Here is a 17,721-nt window from a genome sequence, read left to right as displayed (position 1 = left end):
ATGTTATGTTCATCCGCTTTGTGTTATAACCATCACGGACAACATAGACAAATCTGGTGTATATCCAAATAAAAAGGGGCCTGCTTGCGCAGCACCCCCTCTTAGTGTTTGTCAGGGAACATTAAGGGATCTGCCAATCCTTTCTGCTCCTGCAAACACAACCCTAACCAACTGAAAAACTGCATAAGATTACCCTGGAACAGCAATAGATCTTATGCAATTATCATAACGCTGGAATAAAATCATTCATTAAATACCCTATTCTGATCTGGACAAATCCCTCGTATTCACAATGTGATCAGCTTTCTTCCTGTACGCCCAGTAAAACACAATAGGATAAACAAAAAGACTGAACAGCGTATTGGTAATCAAACCTCCGATCACAACTATCGCCAGTGGTTTTGAAGCTTCAGAACCAATACCGGTAGATAAAGCCGCTGGCATCAGACCAATAGCAGCCATCATGGCTGTCATGATTACCGGGCGAAGCCTGGTGGCAATACCATCTTTCAATGCATCTGCAAAAGTCCATGAAGGATGATATTTCAGGTCTGCAATATTTGTTTTGAACCTGGTCAGCAATATCACTCCGTTCTGAACACAGATTCCGAAAAGCGCGATAAACCCAATACCTGCAGAAATGTTAAAGTTAACTCCTGATGCAAGGAGGGCTAAAATTCCGCCCACCATTGCAAAAGGTACATTGTTTAATACAAGCAGCGAATCTTTGATATTGCCAAAAAGCACAAACAGGATAAAGAAAATCAGCAACAAACTGATCGGCACAGCCTGCGATAACCTGGCAGTTGCCCTTTGCTGGTTCTCAAAATCACCAGCCCACTGCAGATTATATTCTTTCGGTAACTTGATCTGGGCATTTACTTTAGCCTGTGCTTCGGCAATAGTGCTTCCCATATCCCTGCCCCTGATGGAGAACTTAATAGCGCCGTAACGTTCGTGTTTATCACGATAGATGATACTTGGCCCGGTTACTTTTTTAATGGTAGAGATCTCGCTCAGCGGTATCTTGGCACCAGATAAACTCTGGATGCGCAGGTTGCCGATAGATTGTTCATTTTGCCTGAACGAATCCGGATACCTGATCCTCAGATCAAACTTGCGCTCGCCCTCAAAGATTTGTGTAGCTGCCTTTCCGCCAATAGCCATCTCAATTACCGCATTGGCATCCTCAGTGGTTACACCGTATAAAGCCATTTTGGTCTGGTCAAGATTAATCTGCAGTTCAGGCTGACCGAGGTTCCTCAGTATTCCAAGATCTTCAATACCCGGCACTGTTTTCAGGATCGCCTGGATCTTCTCTTCTTCGTTCTCAATATAGTTATAGTCGTTCCCGAACATCTTCACTACAATCGATCCTTTTACGCCGGATACAGCTTCCTCTACATTGTCAGAAATCGGCTGCGAGAAGTTCAGTGCGATACCGGGATACCCTTTCAGCCTTTCCTGCATGCGCTCTACCAGCTGTTCTTTGGTCTCATGGCGCTTCCATTCATCCTTAGGATAAATATCTACAAGGAACTCCATATTGTAAAAGCCTGTAGCATCAGTACCGTCATTTGGTCTTCCTGTTTGTGAAACCACCTGTTTCACCTCATCAAAATGGAGGAAGATCTTGCGGATCTCGTTCGACAGCTTTTTGGTTTCATCCAGTGAGATGCTCAGGGGCGCACTTGCCCTTACATAAATTGATCCCTCATCCAGTGTCGGTAAAAATTCTGTTCCCAGAAATTTAAAGCTGAACAAACCTATTACCAGGATGATCATCGCCACCGGAAAAACAATCTTGCGCGCCTTAAATGCAGTATTGTAAATGCTGATTGTGCCATTGGTTATCGCTCTCAGGAAGAAATTATGTTTCTCTTTTACGTCCTTTTTCAGCAATACACTTGCCAGTGCAGGCACCAGGGTAAATGTCAGGATCAATGCACCTAACAAGGCAAAACTTAAAGTCCAGGCCAGCGGAGAAAACATCTTGCCCTCTACTTTTTCAAAGGTAAAAATAGGCAGTAAACCGGTTACAATGATCAGCTTGGCAAAAAAGATCCCTTTCCCGTTTTCCAGACAGGCTCTTTTGATAATCCCCAGCTTGCTCAGCTTGTTGAATTTCTCCATGCCGTCTTTTTCCGCACGATGGTCGAGGGCGACAAAAATACCCTCAACCATTACGACGGCACCGTCTATAATGATCCCGAAATCTATAGCCCCCATCGATAACAGATTTGCAGACATTCCTTTCAGCTTTAAACAGATGAAAGCAAAGAGCAGTGCCAGTGGTATGATGATGGATACAATCACTGTTGTCCGCCAGTCGGCCATGAAAAGGAATACAATAACAGTTACGAAGATTATTCCTTCCATCATGTTGTGCATTACCGTATGGATGGCATAGTCTACCAGGTTTTCACGGTCATAAAAAGTGTTGATCTTTACATCCGCAGGCAGGATATTCTCATTGATATCCTTAATTTTTTCTTTCAGGCTTTTCAATACTGCACTTGGGTTTTCGCCTTTGCGCATGACAACGATGCCTTCTACCACATCGGGATCGTTATCCCGTCCAACCTGTCCGAGTCTTGGCAGTGCGCTTTCGGTGACATCGCCAATGGTTTTGACATATACAGGTGTCCCGTTAACATTGTCAACAATCACATTTTTGATCTCGTCGATGTTATTGAGTACACCTATTCCCCGCACAACGTAGGCTTGACCGGCCTGCGTAATGACATCACCACCTACATTGATATTACTTTTAGAAACCGCATCGTAGACTTCTTTTGCAGTAACACCATACTGAATGGATTTCTGCGGATCAACAGTTATCTGGTAGGTCTTCACTTCACCTCCAAAACTAACGACATCAGCAACGCCGGGAACAGAAAGTATTTCTCTTTCCACTACCCAGTCCTGCAGCGTTTTCAGTTCCCTTACAGATTTTTTATCACTCTGCAGGGTGTAACGGAAAATCTCGCCGGTAGGTCCTGATGAAGGCTGTATACCCGGAGATACTCCCGCCGGAAGATCAGCATCATCCATGTGGTTGTTCACCTGTACACGGGCAAAAGCATAATCCACATCGTCTTCGAAAGTGATCTTAACAATGGATAAACCGAAGAGTGAAGAAGACCTGATACTGGTTTTTTTCTCTGTGGGGTTCATCGCTATTTCCAGCGGCCTGGTTACAAATTTTTCTACTTCTTCAGCACTTCTTCCCGGCCATTGGGTGATGATGGTGATGTTTGTATTGGTTACATCAGGAAAGGCTTCTATGGTGGTATTCTTGAAGCTCAGGTAGCCTGCTACGATCATGACAAGCGTGGCAAAAAATACGAAGTATTTATTTTTTAAGGCAAAACCTATGATCGACTTAATGAATTTGTTCATTACAATGAGTTTAATCTAACGTCCTGAAAAATTAGTCCTTAAGACTTTGGTAAAGGAATACGGTTTTTGAAGCAACTATACGGTCGCCCGCCTTTAAGCCGGTGCTTATATATGCTGTGTCGCCCGACTGACGTTCGATAGTGACTTCCTGAATACGTATTTTCTTCACCTTATCCAGTACGAGCACATAATTTTTGTTCTCGTCGAACACAATGTTATTGATATTTACAGAGGGCAGGTCGCTGTTGGTTTTGGCAGCAATCTGTACCGTTGCCATCATTCCCGGCTTTAATAACAAGCCCGGATTAGGGATACTTACACGTGCATTCATGACCTTACTATCAGGATCTAAAACATTATAGATTTTATCTATTTTACCTGTAAAGACTTTATCGGGATAAGAAAGAATGGAAATCTTTACCGGGTCGCCCTGTTGGATACTGGAAATATCAGACTCATAAATATTGATGACACCCCAGACCGTAGAAAGATCGGCTACAGTAAAAAGGCTCTGATTATTGTCTGGCCGGATAGCCATATTGTTGTTCAGGTTTTTCTCGATCACAAAACCAGAGATGGGCGATCTTAAGGTATAACTGCCGTTTGTACTTCCCCCATTCAGGTTCAGTACGGCGCGGCTGCGTTTATCTTCTGCCTGTTTCACAAGGAAATCGTTCTTAGCTTCTTCGAGCTCTCTGGCCGATGACAAGCCGCTGTTGTACATATCCTGAGCGGCCTTTAATGTTCTTTTTGCATTGCTGAGTTCGGCAGAAGAACTGATCGCGTCCTTGTCAAAAGTGGCCATCTCCGGACTGCCCAGGGTAGCCATTACCTGACCTTTGGAAACATGGTCACCCAGTTTTACCGGCACGGAGCGTACACTACCGCTGACCATCGGGAAGATTCTGGATGTTGTTTCTTCATTGGGAGCAATTTTGGCTGAAAAGTTCAGATCGGTTTCACTATTTGGATTTCTCACTGTGTCTATCAGTAAGCGGTTCACCAGTGAGTCTGTCAGTGTAAATTTATCATCTTTGGGTTGTTCTTTCGGATGTTCAGAGCAGCCCTGTAAAACGATGGCAGTCGTCAGTACGCTGAGCGTAAGCATACTGAGTTTTTTGATGTTAATTTGCATGATAATTTATTTGAAAATGGTGGAACCGGTAACATAATTGATCTCTTCTTTCGCATTCATACGCTGGTACTTCATGTCGTTCATCTGCAGTGCATTCTGCCGGTAAGAATCATAGAAATCCATAAATTCGACCAGTCCGATATTCCGGTTCTTAAAATTTTTGATTACCTCAGTGATCAGCTTATCAAAATCCGTGTTGAAGTTTTTATCAAATCCCTGGTAAAGACTTTCTGTGCGCAATGCTGTTTTATAGCTGTTAGACACTTCATTCTCCAAAGTTGCTTCCTGCTGGTTCAGCATATTTTTTCCCGCATCTACAGCGATCTTTGCTTTTTTAATTTCTCCCTGGTTTCTGTTAAACAGCGGCAGTGGGATACTTAAGCCCAGTCCGGTGTAGTTGTTGGGGTGACTTCCCTGAAGGTCGTAAACCAGTGAAAGCTGCACATCCGGTACCGCCATCGCTTTCTGTACCATCAGGCTTTTTTCAGCATAGCTGATGCCTGTCTGGGTAAGTTTCAGATCTGCACGGTTGTTACGGGCAGAATCGAGTAAGGTAGTATATACTGTTTTATTCAGCTGGTAGTTTTGTTCTTCAGAGGGATCCATCACCAGGCTGATGTTGCTGTCTGCCTTAATATTGGTCATCAGTTTGAGATCAGTTTCCATATCCCCTATGCTGTTCTGCAGGTTATTGTATTCCGTCTGCAAACTATAAACAAGGGATTTGATCCTGATAATATCTTTTACTGCTATGTTCCCTGCTTTCAGCTGTGCTTCGGAAGCGGAAAGCAGCTTCTGCAGTGAACTGATCTGTTGCTGGTAGAGTCTCGCACTTTGCTGCGCGTAATAGGTCTTGTAAAAGTTTGCCCTCAGGTTATACCTTAAGGTACGCATCAGGTCGAAATATTGATACTCGGCCAGTTTTACGCCGACTGTAGCCAGCTGGATATTCTTATTGCGCTTGCCCGCCAGTTTTACCAGCTGTGAGATAGAAGCCTGGTATTCACCATTGGTTTTCGAGGTTTCAAAAAACCTTTTGGTATCCGGGTTATAAAGCTGTGTTTCTGCGCTGAGTGTAGGGTTATCAAATAACCTTGCAGTAATAATATCCGCCTTTGCCTGATCGGTCTGGTAATTCTGTGCGATCAGCTGATAGTTGTGCTGCACAAATAGTTTCTCGGCCTGTGGTAAGGTAAGCTGAAGCGTATCGGCCGATTGCGCAACAGATTGTTCCGCGAAACCTAGCAGGGTCAGGCAGAGAATGAACTGATAAAGTTTCAGAGAGTGGGTTACCATTTGATTTGTTGTTTAAACAAATCTAATTTGGCAAAATTAAAGGTGAATTAAAGGCCAGTTAAAAACTGGTTAAAATGAACAAAACGCTATTTTAAAGGTCGTTCCGCCCCCAATAGATGACGCTGCGCTGATTTTTCCGCCGAACAAAGTAATGATTTTATGGGCCATATAAAGCCCCATTCCGTTGCCTGCGTGTTCGGCTTTTCCGGATGAACTGTAGAAGGGTTTAAAGATCTCTTCGAGCTTATCTTCGGAGATCCCCACACCCTGATCACTGATGGTCAGCATAATTCCTTCAGGCATCATTTCCATCACACAGTTTACCTGCTGGTTGTCTGAAAATTTAAAGGCATTGCCGATAATATTATCGAGCGCAATCTGTAGCAGTGTAGGATTAGCCCTGATGATCAGGGAGGATTCATCTTCCAATGGAAGGTTAATCATGTCAACATGGAGTTTATTCGCACCTTTTTTATTGTTCCATTCGGTCTGCAGCTGCCAGATCATTTCATCCAGGCGGATGTCTGTTGCCTTTGAGGAACTGTATTCGAGGTCTGCCTGCGCCAGGTTGAGCAGTGCCGTGATGATATTTTCTAATTTTTCAGCATCTTCCAGTACCGAATGAAGAGCACTTTCATACTCCTCTTTCAGGCGGTCTTTGGAAAGGGCAATCTCAGCGCCGATGATCATCCGCGTTACCGGGGTTCTCAGTTCATGGGAGGCATTGGCCACAAAGGTTTTCTGAAGGATAAAAGACTGCTCAAGGTGTTCCATCAGGTTATTGAAATTCTGCGCGAGCAGGGTAATCTCATCTTTGTTTTTTCCCTCTTCCACACGAAAGTGGAGATTATTGGATTTAATCAGTTTTACCTGTTCTATGAATACGTTTAAGGGTGCCAGGATCCTTTTTGCGATCCATCGTCCGGAAACCAGCAGGCCCAGAAAAATAATGATGAACACGATGATCATCACTTTCAGGAGCTGTTCAACCCGTATTTCCGTAGCATGGTCTATAGCCGAAGCAATGATCACAAAATCACCCTGGTTATCTTTATAAAAGATTCCAACAACTTGTCTGTTGCCGTCTTTGAAACGCACTTTGCCCTGTTGCCTTACCAGATCAATAGTCTCGTTGGTCCAGAACTGCTGCTCGTCTCCGATAAAAGTTGGGTTGTTCCGTTCGTTATAAATCCGGATCACTTCTCCATCAAGCTTTTCGAGATATTGCTCACGCACTTTATTCAGCGCGTCACTGGAGATCTCATCGGCTTTCAGGTACAGTTTGGCTGTAACCATGGTACGGTCAGTGAGCCGCTCAAAGAATTCTGTTTCCATCACCTTCCCGAAAGAATAATAAACCGCAGCAAGCACACAAAGCAGCGTAAGTGTGCTGATTAGTGTAAAATAGAGAGCCAGGCGGTCTTTTATCTTCATGGGGCCTTACTTCATGATATAACCCATCCCGATCTTGGTGTGGATCAGTTTGGTATCAAATCCTTTTTCGATCTTGTTTCTGAGAAAGTTTACATAGACATCAATCACATTTGTACCCGTATCGAAACTGATATCCCATGCATTTTCAGCAATATACTGACGTGATAAAAGACGGTTTGGATTTTTGAGGAAGAGTTCCAAAAGTGTAAATTCTTTGGCGGTGAGCTGGATATCTTTTCCCTCGCGCTGAACGGTTTTGCTATAGGTATCAAGGACGATGCCTGCATAACTCAGCAGGTTTTTCTGCTGGGTAAAGGCCGGGGCGTGGCGCCTCAGCAGGGCTTCGATCCGGGCCAGGAGTTCCTTAAAATGGAAGGGTTTGACCAGGTAATCATCAGCTCCCGAGTTTAATCCAAGTACTTTGTCGTCTACTGAACCCAGTGCTGTAAGCATTAAAATTGGAACCTCTTTATTGGTTTCCCGTAGCTGCCGGCATACTTCAATGCCATTCATTCCGGGCATCATCACATCCAGAATGATCAGATCAAAGCTTTCTTCCTGGAAGGCATTCAATGCCAGGCTGCCATCGGAGATGGTGGTTACGCTGTAGTTGTGTTCCTGAAGCCCGGTTTTCACGAGGCCGGCTATCTTGACATCATCTTCTGCTAATCCGATTTTAAACATGGGCTGAGTAATGTTAGTTGAGCCATAAAGGTAACTATCTATTTCCAAACTCATTCATGTCCGTTTTGACCGTCTTTAAATTCTTTGATTCCCTGTCCCAGGCCCTTCATCAGCTCGGGTATTTTTTTGCCGCCGAAAAGGAGAAGGACTACAACCAGGATCACCAGGATTTCGGGCGTGCCCAGGGCAGCCAGCAATGTTGCATTACACATATGTTCTGAAATTTAAGACAAATTATAAGAGATGATCAAAATTAAAACGAGCTGGTTAAAGGCGGATTAAAAGCAAATTAAAAAGTGATTAAATATCAATAACATAAGCTTAATCTTTGTTTCGTTTTTAAAATTGTACCTTTGCAAAAATGTTTCCCTGATCCATTGGTTGATCCTGCCATTCAGCCTGTTAATCACAAACAGATATTGCCATTAAATACATTATGAAGAAGATTGTTGATTACAGAAAATTATTGGGTGTTCAGAAAGATGCCGAACTTAAGGAGTTAAAAACTGTTTACAGAAATTTAATGAAGGAATACCATCCGGATAAATTTCAGGAAAGCGACGAGGCTAAACATGCCGCTGAAGTAAAAAGTAAAGAAATTATCGAGGCTTACCACTTCCTGGTAAGTATTGCTCCTGAAACGCTTGCGCTTTCAATCGATGAATACACAGCTACAACTGCTTCTTGTGGTATTGCTGATTATAAATGGGCGGGACTGATCCTTACTGTATATTTCCTTGACGGAAGTGCATATGAATATTTTGAAGTACCTAAAGCGATTTATGTGAAATTGGTGAATGCTGATTCTCCGGGTAGATTTGCACGCCGCCATATCTTCACCTCCTTCCCTTACAGGAATATTGTGAAGCTTGAAGAAGCTCAGAACTAAGCATTAATCGTTCAGATCTCCGGGTACAGCATCCGGATAAGAAAATATTAAACACCTGCAAGTAAATTTCTGCAGGTGTTTTTTTATGCGATTAAACGCAAATTCGCGAAACACTCATGCCCTAAATCTGTTACCTAGGTATAAAAGATAAATTATGGCAGATCTAGAATTACATAACCCAGAGTTTGACATTGTTATCAATCTGGACGGACAAAGCAAAACGATTACAGTTAAACCGGATGAAACCAGCGATGGCGTAGAGTATTTTATCTGCAAATCCGGTGATGAACAGCTCACGCAGATCAGACTGGATGAAGATCAGAAATGGGAACAGCTCTGGGGCGAACTCAGCGATGAGGATGTTGCCGCAATCGGCGAAGCTATTGAACAAAAGAAATAATTATGGAGACACATCAGGAACATCTTAAATTACGTTCTGGTAATTTTTCGATAGAAAAACAACAGCATGAAAATGTAGGTCTGACAGAAAGGTTTGTGTCTGTATTTGCAGGGGCAATCCTGCTCAGCAAAGGATTAAGAAATCCTTTTAAGCCTAAATTCCTATATGGCGCATACCTGACCTACCGTGGTTTTACAGGGCGCTGCCTGTTTTATGAACAGCTGGATATAGACGGTACCAAACCACAGGCAGTGAATATCCGCGGTGAGTTTGTGATTGACCGCCCTGCCGCAGATGTATACAAATACTGGAGAAATATCAACAATCTGCCGGGTAGTGTAAACCATTTGTTTAATGTGCGCACAATCAGTGAAAAACTTTCCCATTGGAAAACAACGGTACTTGGAAACATGCTTCCTGTAAACTGGACCGCGGAAATTGTCAAAGATGAACCCGGTCATATGATTGGATGGAGATCTGCAACAGGCTCTGTTCTGCAGCACGTTGGCAAGGTAGAATTTGATGAAACTCCAGATGGATCGGGAACAATACTCAAGATTGTGCTTTCTTATCACCCTCCTATCGGTGGTGTGGGAATAGGGCTGGCAAGATTATTCAATCCCTATTTTGAGCAGCTGCTCAGCAAAGAAATCAAAACCTTTAAACACGAAATAGAAAGCCCTGCCCGGTACTAACCGGCAGGGCTTTCCCTTGATATCTTAACGCGCTGCCATGGCAATTCCGCCGATAGCTACCGCGATGATCGCAAAAGCATAAAATGCAATGAAGATGATGGTAACAATACCATAAAATTTAAAATAGGATTTCATTTTCCCCATTGCAACCGATAAACTCGGCTGATCGGCAAACAATACTGCCTGGTTGGTAGCTGCAGAAAACTTAAACAGCAGGTAGCTCGGGTAGAAAATGAACAAAGCGATCAGTAAGTACATGATCGTGAGACCGGCCGCGCCTATTTTCATCAGCGGACTGTTAGGAGTCACTGAAGAGACAGTATCCAGTACTGCACCAGCTCCAAATGCGCCAATGGCAGTCATTCCGGCAAAGACAAATCCTACAATAGACAAAAATTTTGTCCATTTTGCAGTCTCATACAAATAACTGCGCACATCCTCTGAAACCCATAACGCCTCCACTTCATCTTCCTGAGGGGAAACCGGATCTATTTCTTCAAAGTTGTCCATAATGTTGGGATAGATTATAACTTATATTAAAGTTGTTAAACATAATGAATATTTGGGTGTGGCGCAAGTTTATTGCATCAGGCATTTAAAAAAATTGATACCTTTGCGGCAAATCAAGAAAAAAATCATTCATGGCATTACAATGTGGTATAGTTGGTTTACCAAATGTTGGAAAATCTACCCTATTTAACTGTTTATCAAACGCAAAAGCTCAGGCTGCAAATTTTCCTTTTTGCACGATTGAACCAAATATCGGTGTTATTACCGTACCTGATGAAAGACTAACCAAACTGGAAGAACTGGTAAAACCCAACCGCGTAGTTCCCAATACAATCGAAATTGTGGATATCGCCGGTTTGGTGAAAGGTGCATCCAAAGGTGAAGGACTTGGAAACCAGTTTTTAGGAAACATCAGGGCTACAAATGCAATCATACACGTATTGCGTTGTTTTGATGATGGCAATGTAATCCACGTGGATGGCTCTGTTGATCCAATCCGTGATAAAGAGATCATTGACACAGAATTACAGCTGAAAGATCTTGATACGGTAGAAAAACGCATTCAGAAGGTTGAAAAACTGGCTAAAACTGACAAAGAAGCAAAACGGACTTTCGAAGTTTTAAGCGTGATCAAACCACATCTGGAAAGCGGCAAATCTGTACGTTCTGCCCCGCTTGAAAAAGATGATTTTGACTTTATTGAGGGACTGGGCTTACTGACCCAGAAACCGGTAATGTATGTGTGCAACGTGGATGAGAATTCTGTCATCAATGGGAATGCTTATGTTGACCGCGTAAAAGAAGCTGTAAAAGATGAAAATGCTGAGGTATTGATTATTTCTGCAAAAATAGAATCAGAAATTGCTGAACTGGATAGCTACGAAGAACGTCAGGAATTTTTGTCTGATCTGGGATTGCAGGAATCAGGCGTGAATAAACTAATTGTTGCCGCTTACCGTTTACTTGATTTGTATACTTATTTTACCGCAGGTGTGCAGGAAGTAAGGGCATGGACTATTACCAAAGGCTTTACTGCCCCGCAGGCAGCTGGCGTGATTCATACAGACTTCGAGAAAGGCTTTATCCGTGCTGAAGTGATCAAGTATGCAGACTTTGTGGCTTTAGGTTCTGAGAATGCATGTAAAGATGCCGGAAAGCTTGGTGTTGAAGGTAAAACATACGTTGTGGAAGACGGCGATATTATGCACTTCCGTTTTAACGTTTAAAACTATAATATCCGCGTTAGCGGTTTACTCTGCCCCCATAAAGTATACAGCTTTCTGGGGGCATTTTATTTCCGGCTTTAAAATTCGTTATTTTACCGCAAAAATTTACTGAACATGACTGAATACGCTCTGATCACAGGTGCCAGCAAAGGCATTGGGAAATCAATCGCACTTTTACTGGCAAAAGCCGGCTACAATTTATTACTGGTTGCCCGGTCTGAAACAGCGCTTTTGGATCTGTCTGTTCTTATTCAAAAAGATTACAATGTGAAGGTGGCCGTCCTGGCAATTGATTTATCAGCTGAAGGCGCAGCAGAGAATACAGCCAAATGGTGTAAATCGCAAACCTCAGTATTAACTGTGCTGATCAATAACGCTGGATATGGATTGTGGGGGGCATTTTCCCAGCTGTCAATCACTGACCAGATGAACATGCTCCAGCTGAACATCAGGGCAGTCGTGGAACTCACGTATCACCTGTTGCCATTGCTGAAACAACAAAAACAGGCATACATTATGAATATAGCAAGTACTGCTGCTTATCAGGCCCTCCCTAACTTTTCATTATATGCCGCCAGTAAAACATTTATCCTGAATTACAGCAGGGCGATCAGATATGAGCTCAAACATTCAGTTGTTGCAGTGAGCTGCTTATGCCCTGGCCCCACAGATACCGCTTTTGCGAGCCGCGCCGGTCTGGATGCCTTTGCAGATCTTGCGGCAAAATTCAATATGGCACCCGGCGAAGTAGCCGAAACTGGTTTAAAGGGAATGTTCGATAAAAAGGCCGAGATCATTCCTGGCTTTCTGAATAAAGTATCTTCTTTTTTTGCTTCTCATCTGCCAAAAGCCATGATTGAAAAAATTGGTGCGGGTTTATACACGCGTTAAGCCAGTTGTCCCCTAACAGGCCACGTTCAAAAAATAATTTAAATAAAATTTGTTTGGACAAATATTTTGCTACATTTGCATTGTCTACTAATTAAGTAGACTTTATTTAGATGGCAAATCACAAACATATCTTCAGCGCATGTCCCATGCGAATGTCCTTTTCCCAAAGGGCTGTTTGTTGCTGTTGTTGCCATTAATCTCTATTCGTTTTATTGATTAATCACTATCCTCAAGCCAGACCCGCCGGCTTTGAGCATCCTATTCTATTCATTCGTATTTAAAAATTACAGTCATGGACAACTTATCTATAAAATTCAGCTTAGGCAGTAAAATCACTCCGGAGCAAAAAGAATTCTTTAACAAAAACGGGTTCATTCATTTTAAAAACTTCATCAAACAGGAAACGGTAAACGACATCATTGAGGCCTCGTCACAGGTGCAGCAGCAATGGATCGCAGCGCAGAAAATTAAGGTAAACGGAATCCCTGTGAAATATGGTAAAGACCTGGACGGTTCGCCCATTGTACAGCGTTTTGCTTTTATCAATCAGCATCACCCTCTATTTGAAGGATTAACACATGATCCCAGATTTGAAATTCTGCTGGACCTTATTGGCCCCGGAGCCAGGCTGGGAACAGAAGAAAAAGATGGAATGGTACTGAACCATTATGTGAATGGCGTAGACAGTAAGTTTACACAAATGGGCTGGCATACAGATGGTTTACGGGACATCTTCCAGGGCAGCAAACTGAATCCTATGCTGAATGTGGGTATACACCTGAGTAATGTTAGGCCTGAGAATGGTGGTTTAAGGGTTTTACCGGGTACCCATAAACAAAGTTTATATAACATGCTGTTCAGAAAAAGGTATTTTCTGGACAACAGGGCTGACCGACAGGAAGTAGCTATTGTTCCGGATGCAGGCGATCTTACGATCCATGACGGCAGACTCTGGCACCGCGTAGCACAATCTGCTGTAACAGGTGAAGAAAGCCGCAGAAGAGTGATTTACCTGCCGATTATTGCCGGCAAATTTGAACCTAAAAATGAAAAAAGTCCAACAGCCTTCTATCAGCGTTTTGCAGGTTTAGTTAAATAATACGGAGATGATCATCGGATTAATTATTACCTATCTCGTTCGCTCAGGGAAACTGACAGGAATGAAAAGGACGTTGGATCGTTACAGAATGAGCCTGTTAGGCACGGCAAGCATCTATATACATAGATATCTGTAAATACAGATATCTATGTATATAAATATAAATGTATATGATAAAGATTGAGGTTTATAGTAATACCCCTGTGAGGAACATGACTGCTACTGAAAAATAAATGATCAGTCCGGTGACATCCACCAGCGTTGCTACAAAAGGAGCTGATGAAGTTGCCGGATCGGCACCAAGTTTTTTTAACAGCAGCGGCAGCATCGATCCTGCCAGGGAACCCCATAACACTACTCCCACCAGTGCGATCCCAACTGTTACCCCAAGGAGCGCCCAGTGTGGCCCGTAAAGATCTGAGAATAAAGTCCAGGTAAAAATCCTGAGGAACCCAATGCAGCCCAGCACAACCCCTAACATCAATCCCGAGATCAGTTCTCTTCTCATCACCCGCCACCAGTCGCCAATAGTAATTTCTCCCAGCGCCATCGCCTGTATAATCAGCGTAGAAGCCTGTGAACCACTATTACCACCGCTTGAGATGATCAATGGAACAAACATCGCAAGCACTACTGCTTTTGCAATGTCTGCCTCAAAATGTGCCATTGCTGTAGCAGTAAGCATCTCTCCAAGAAAGAGCACCACCAGCCAGCCAATCCTCCTTTTAAACAGCCCGAAGATCGGCATATCAAGATAAGGTTCATCCAGTGCCTGGGTACCCCCGATCTTGTGCATATCTTCTGTATATTCTTCATTGGCAATCCAGAGGATATCATCTACAGTCACAATTCCCAGCAGCACATTGTTGTCATCCGTTACCGGAAGCGCAACCCTGTTGTTCATTCTGAAAACGTTGATCGCTTCTTCCTGCGGGTCATTTGCATTTAAAGCTATAGAACGGTTGTCTGTCAAAGCGACGATCGGTACTCCGGGATCAGCAAGCAGGATTTCCCTGATCCTGATATCATCCAGCAGTATTCCGTTCTCATCTATAACATAGATTACGTCAATGGTCTCAGAATCCTTTCCGTACTTTCTGATATGCTCCAAAACCGTTTTAACAGTCCAGTCTTTTTTGACTGCAATATAATCAGGTGTCATCAGACGGCCTACACTGTCTTCTTTATATCCTAAAAGAGACAAGGCTTCTACCCTGTCTTTTGCAGGCAAAAGAATGATCAGCTTTTTTACAGCATCGCCTTTCAGTTCAGAGAAAAGGGAAGTTCTGTCATCCGGAGGAAGAAGGTTGATCAGTTCAGCAAGTTTTTCTCCGGGAAGCTTTTTAATGATCTTCTCCTGAGTAGGAAAGTCAAGGATCCTGAAAACATTTACTGCTCTTTTAACCGATATAGTATCAATAAGAGTAACTGCGTACTGTGGAAGGTCGTCTATCAAATGTTCGACATCAGATATATTGAGTGCATCTAAATAATCTCTTAACTCTCCTTCAACATTCCGCTCAATTAGTTCGACAACCTCTTCAACAACCTTTTCTTCCATAAATACCGCTTTTATTTTTACATCGTTAACCCTTTTTCAAGACTGCAAAAGTGATGTTTTATTTTCAAAAACGCATTACAGAAAGCACAAAATAAATGCGGCTTTTCAGGCTCCTCTGAATTAGCCCAGGGGCCACTCCACGATCTGGCCGATCGATTGCAGCAGGTCACTTTTCCGGGTAGAATCTGCCTCCGGATCCTGAGCTTTAAGTCCCTCCTGCCCGGCTAATATAAGGTAATCTGTTCCTGCCAAAAGTAATGTTGACACAACACCTGAGCAACCTTGCTGCCCGGCCAGCGCTTCTTCTCTTGGGATACTTTTAAACATCACTTTATCATTGGAAATCTCAATAACCAGCCTAGCTTCCAATTCGCAGTGTTTATAGAAGCTATTGAATTGCTCTGCAAGGATTTTGTAAACCTTTTCGCGTAGAGATAAACTCTGGTCCTCCTCATCAGGGTCTTCAGAAAGATAATCCTTTAAAAAGTCATTTTCCTGCAGATAGGCTTTGACCAGTTCACTAAAACTACCGAAATACCGGTAAATAAGGACTTTTGATACTCCGGCTTCAAGGGCTACTCTGGTTACGCCTAATTTTGTGAATCCATATTTACGGATAATGGTTCCTACAGCATCGATCAGCTTGCTTTTAGTGTATTCTTTGTTTCTCATATGGGATATATTTGGTTTTAAAGGGATAATTAAGCCGTTGTAAACTATGTATAAAATGCAAACAGCTCACAACGGCTCATAGGTAGACATTCTGTTATTTCGTTTATAATCCCAAGGTAGCAGTACCGTACAACTGATAAGAATAATTTATATGAAAGGGGTAAAATATTATATGACAAAGCAAAATTTATCAAAATATGAGATCTTTATTATTAATGATTGTATCTTTATGTTAGTTGTTGATTCATTGCCTTTATTAAATAATGTACTTATGATAATGACTTGTATTGTCATCGATGATGAACCCCATGCTGTTGATGAACTGAGTAACCTGATAGCCCAGGTTCCTACTTTAAATCTTTTGTCCACTTTCTCAGATGCGAGACATGCAATCGCTTATCTTCAGGAGACCGGGCATGTCGATATCATTTTTTCAGATATCAGTATGGCAGTGCTTAATGGAATTGAAGCCGCGGACATATTGAATAAATACTGTCATTTTCTGGTTTACGTTACAGCATACAGGGAATATGCTCTGGAAGCCTTCGGCGCGAAGGCTGACGGTTATCTGCTGAAACCGGTTACCTATATTTCTTTTACACAAAAGGTTGAAGACCTCAATAATAAATTTCAGGATATTATTAAGCTGCAGCGCGATGAGAATCAATTTCTCTTTATCAAAGGCGGACAAAAAAGCAGTTATATTAAAATCAAATACAGCAACATCGTTTTTATTGAGGCCATGCTGAATTATACCACGATCAATACCACAACCGGACATGAAATCACTTATATCGGGCTGAAAGCCATGGGGAATAAACTACAGTTAATGGATGAGTTTTTCAGAATCAATAAGTCGATTATTATATCCCTGAATTACCTTGACCGTGTAGACGGGAATATTGCAAGAATGGCTGATGGTATGAGTCATCAGATTGGTGAAAAGTACAAAAGTGTGTTCCTGGAATTTCTCAGGAAACACACTTTGAAGCCTTAGTTCTTTTTGTTAATGGTGATGCTTTGGAACCATTGTACCTGGGGTAGTGATTGAAAAGGAAGTTCCGGGATCAGAACTGATAATGATGTTATTAAAAGGTGACTGACCTTTAAAAACAAACAATGTTTTTTTTGCTACTTTGAAATTTCTTTTACCTAGGTTCATAACTCTGTTTTTTAATTAATGAACCCAATGTTATTTAAGAAATAATTTTTCTTGTAATTTATTATATCACATGCCTGATTTATTATACGAAATACGGTTAAAGAACTCATTATCAAACATAAGAGAAGCCTATGGTATACATATTTTGTGCTGGATTATTTTTATTTTGTATGAAATGTCGATGACAACCATGATCAATGGTTTCCGTCCATTTACTATTTATGTATTATTCTATATTCTAAATATTTCCCTTTTTTATTTCCATTCGACGGTTGTATTAAAAAAAGCTTTTACCAATAGTATTTTTACCATATTATACATCATACTATCAACTCTACTTGAATTGTTATCCTATTTCCTTTTAACTTATATAATCACAGTTATTTTAAAGAAAACGGGGTACCAACAATATCAAACTTCATTTTTTACGCGATTGTATATGTCTGTTACTCTATGGAGAGCTATCTATTTTATTTCTTTTGCAACCGGCTATTATTTTCTTCTACGCTATTTTCAGAGAAAAAAGAAAATGTTCCAACAAGACATAGAAAATGAAAAACTAAAAAACGATGTACTCCGCGCTGAACAAGATTTCCTGAGGGCTCAGATCAATCCGCATCTGCTCTTCAATACCTTAAGCTTTATCAAATATGCCGCAAAAAAAA

General features: G+C 42.0%; 18 protein-coding genes. 8 read left to right on the top strand and 10 right to left on the bottom strand.

Annotated features, from left to right (window positions below; genetic code table 11):
- Positions 1–258: 258 nt before the first annotated feature.
- The 6 genes from ABWY16_RS03360 to tatA all read right to left on the bottom strand — a co-directional run bounded on the left by ABWY16_RS03360 (position 259) and on the right by tatA (position 8,163).
- On the bottom strand, positions 259–3,402 hold the full coding sequence (locus tag ABWY16_RS03360; protein ID WP_353903237.1) for an efflux RND transporter permease subunit: 3,144 nt from the start codon (positions 3,400–3,402) through the stop codon (positions 259–261).
- Between the two features lie 31 nt (positions 3,403–3,433).
- Positions 3,434–4,537: an efflux RND transporter periplasmic adaptor subunit gene (locus ABWY16_RS03355; protein WP_353903236.1), complete on the bottom strand. Its 1,104-nt coding sequence runs from the start codon at positions 4,535–4,537 to the stop codon at positions 3,434–3,436.
- A 6-nt stretch (positions 4,538–4,543) separates the two neighbouring features.
- A complete protein-coding gene (locus tag ABWY16_RS03350) occupies positions 4,544–5,833 on the bottom strand; it encodes a TolC family protein (protein WP_353903235.1) in 1,290 nt (429 codons plus the stop codon).
- Positions 5,834–5,902: 69 nt separating this feature from the next.
- Entirely contained in the window at positions 5,903–7,267 is a 1,365-nt protein-coding gene (locus tag ABWY16_RS03345) for a sensor histidine kinase (protein WP_353903234.1), read from the bottom strand.
- Positions 7,268–7,273: 6 nt separating this feature from the next.
- The gene (locus ABWY16_RS03340; protein WP_502930982.1) at positions 7,274–7,951 is read right to left on the bottom strand and encodes a response regulator transcription factor; all 678 of its coding nucleotides are present in this window, start codon (positions 7,949–7,951) and stop codon (positions 7,274–7,276) included.
- Between the two features lie 50 nt (positions 7,952–8,001).
- Positions 8,002–8,163 carry a twin-arginine translocase TatA/TatE family subunit gene (tatA, locus tag ABWY16_RS03335; RefSeq protein ID WP_353903232.1) on the bottom strand — a complete coding sequence of 54 codons (162 nt, stop codon included), beginning with the start codon at positions 8,161–8,163 and terminating at the stop codon, positions 8,002–8,004.
- 224 nt (positions 8,164–8,387) lie between these two features.
- Between tatA and ABWY16_RS03330 the strand changes: the two genes are divergently transcribed.
- The 3 genes from ABWY16_RS03330 to ABWY16_RS03320 all read left to right on the top strand — a co-directional run bounded on the left by ABWY16_RS03330 (position 8,388) and on the right by ABWY16_RS03320 (position 9,935).
- Positions 8,388–8,840, top strand: a complete 453-nt coding sequence (locus ABWY16_RS03330) for a KTSC domain-containing protein (RefSeq protein WP_353903231.1) — start codon at positions 8,388–8,390, stop codon at positions 8,838–8,840.
- A gap of 154 nt (positions 8,841–8,994) precedes the next feature.
- Entirely contained in the window at positions 8,995–9,240 is a 246-nt protein-coding gene (locus tag ABWY16_RS03325; RefSeq protein ID WP_353903230.1) for a hypothetical protein, read from the top strand.
- Positions 9,241–9,242: 2 nt separating this feature from the next.
- On the top strand, positions 9,243–9,935 hold the full coding sequence (locus ABWY16_RS03320; RefSeq protein WP_353903229.1) for an SRPBCC family protein: 693 nt from the start codon (positions 9,243–9,245) through the stop codon (positions 9,933–9,935).
- Positions 9,936–9,959: 24 nt separating this feature from the next.
- Here ABWY16_RS03320 and ABWY16_RS03315 read toward each other — a convergent pair whose 3' ends face one another.
- A complete protein-coding gene (locus ABWY16_RS03315; RefSeq protein WP_353903228.1) occupies positions 9,960–10,445 on the bottom strand; it encodes a DUF5362 family protein in 486 nt (161 codons plus the stop codon).
- A 131-nt stretch (positions 10,446–10,576) separates the two neighbouring features.
- On the opposite strand from ABWY16_RS03315, the gene ychF reads away from it, so the two are divergent.
- The 3 genes from ychF (at position 10,577) to ABWY16_RS03300 (ending at position 13,661) form a co-directional block, all read left to right on the top strand.
- Positions 10,577–11,671 (top strand): redox-regulated ATPase YchF, encoded by a 1,095-nt coding sequence (ychF, locus tag ABWY16_RS03310; protein ID WP_353903227.1) that lies wholly within the window; start codon positions 10,577–10,579, stop codon positions 11,669–11,671.
- 114 nt (positions 11,672–11,785) lie between these two features.
- Positions 11,786–12,562, top strand: a complete 777-nt coding sequence (locus ABWY16_RS03305) for an SDR family NAD(P)-dependent oxidoreductase (RefSeq protein ID WP_353903226.1) — start codon at positions 11,786–11,788, stop codon at positions 12,560–12,562.
- Between the two features lie 292 nt (positions 12,563–12,854).
- The gene (locus tag ABWY16_RS03300) at positions 12,855–13,661 is read left to right on the top strand and encodes a phytanoyl-CoA dioxygenase family protein (protein WP_353903225.1); all 807 of its coding nucleotides are present in this window, start codon (positions 12,855–12,857) and stop codon (positions 13,659–13,661) included.
- A 187-nt stretch (positions 13,662–13,848) separates the two neighbouring features.
- Here the strand turns inward: ABWY16_RS03300 and mgtE are convergent, their stop codons facing one another.
- Both mgtE and ABWY16_RS03290 read right to left on the bottom strand, forming a co-directional pair.
- Complete coding sequence (gene mgtE / locus ABWY16_RS03295; RefSeq protein ID WP_353903224.1) at positions 13,849–15,222, bottom strand: magnesium transporter; 1,374 nt, start codon at positions 15,220–15,222, stop codon at positions 13,849–13,851.
- A 120-nt stretch (positions 15,223–15,342) separates the two neighbouring features.
- Positions 15,343–15,894, bottom strand: coding sequence for a TetR/AcrR family transcriptional regulator (locus ABWY16_RS03290; RefSeq protein WP_353903223.1), 552 nt, complete (start codon positions 15,892–15,894; stop codon positions 15,343–15,345).
- A gap of 271 nt (positions 15,895–16,165) precedes the next feature.
- Between ABWY16_RS03290 and ABWY16_RS03285 the strand changes: the two genes are divergently transcribed.
- Positions 16,166–16,891: a LytR/AlgR family response regulator transcription factor gene (locus ABWY16_RS03285; protein ID WP_353903222.1), complete on the top strand. Its 726-nt coding sequence runs from the start codon at positions 16,166–16,168 to the stop codon at positions 16,889–16,891.
- A 9-nt stretch (positions 16,892–16,900) separates the two neighbouring features.
- Here the strand turns inward: ABWY16_RS03285 and ABWY16_RS03280 are convergent, their stop codons facing one another.
- Positions 16,901–17,056 carry a hypothetical protein gene (locus tag ABWY16_RS03280; protein WP_353903221.1) on the bottom strand — a complete coding sequence of 52 codons (156 nt, stop codon included), beginning with the start codon at positions 17,054–17,056 and terminating at the stop codon, positions 16,901–16,903.
- A gap of 70 nt (positions 17,057–17,126) precedes the next feature.
- On the opposite strand from ABWY16_RS03280, the gene ABWY16_RS03275 reads away from it, so the two are divergent.
- Positions 17,127–17,721: histidine kinase (locus ABWY16_RS03275; RefSeq protein WP_353903220.1), on the top strand; the 595-nt coding region annotated here is incomplete at its 3' end.

The sequence above is a fragment of the Pedobacter sp. genome (assembly GCF_040513095.1).
Taxonomy (GTDB): Bacteria; Bacteroidota; Bacteroidia; order Sphingobacteriales; family Sphingobacteriaceae; genus Pedobacter.
Note: the sequence above shows the minus strand (reverse complement) of the source record. Positions and strands in the feature narration are given on the sequence as shown.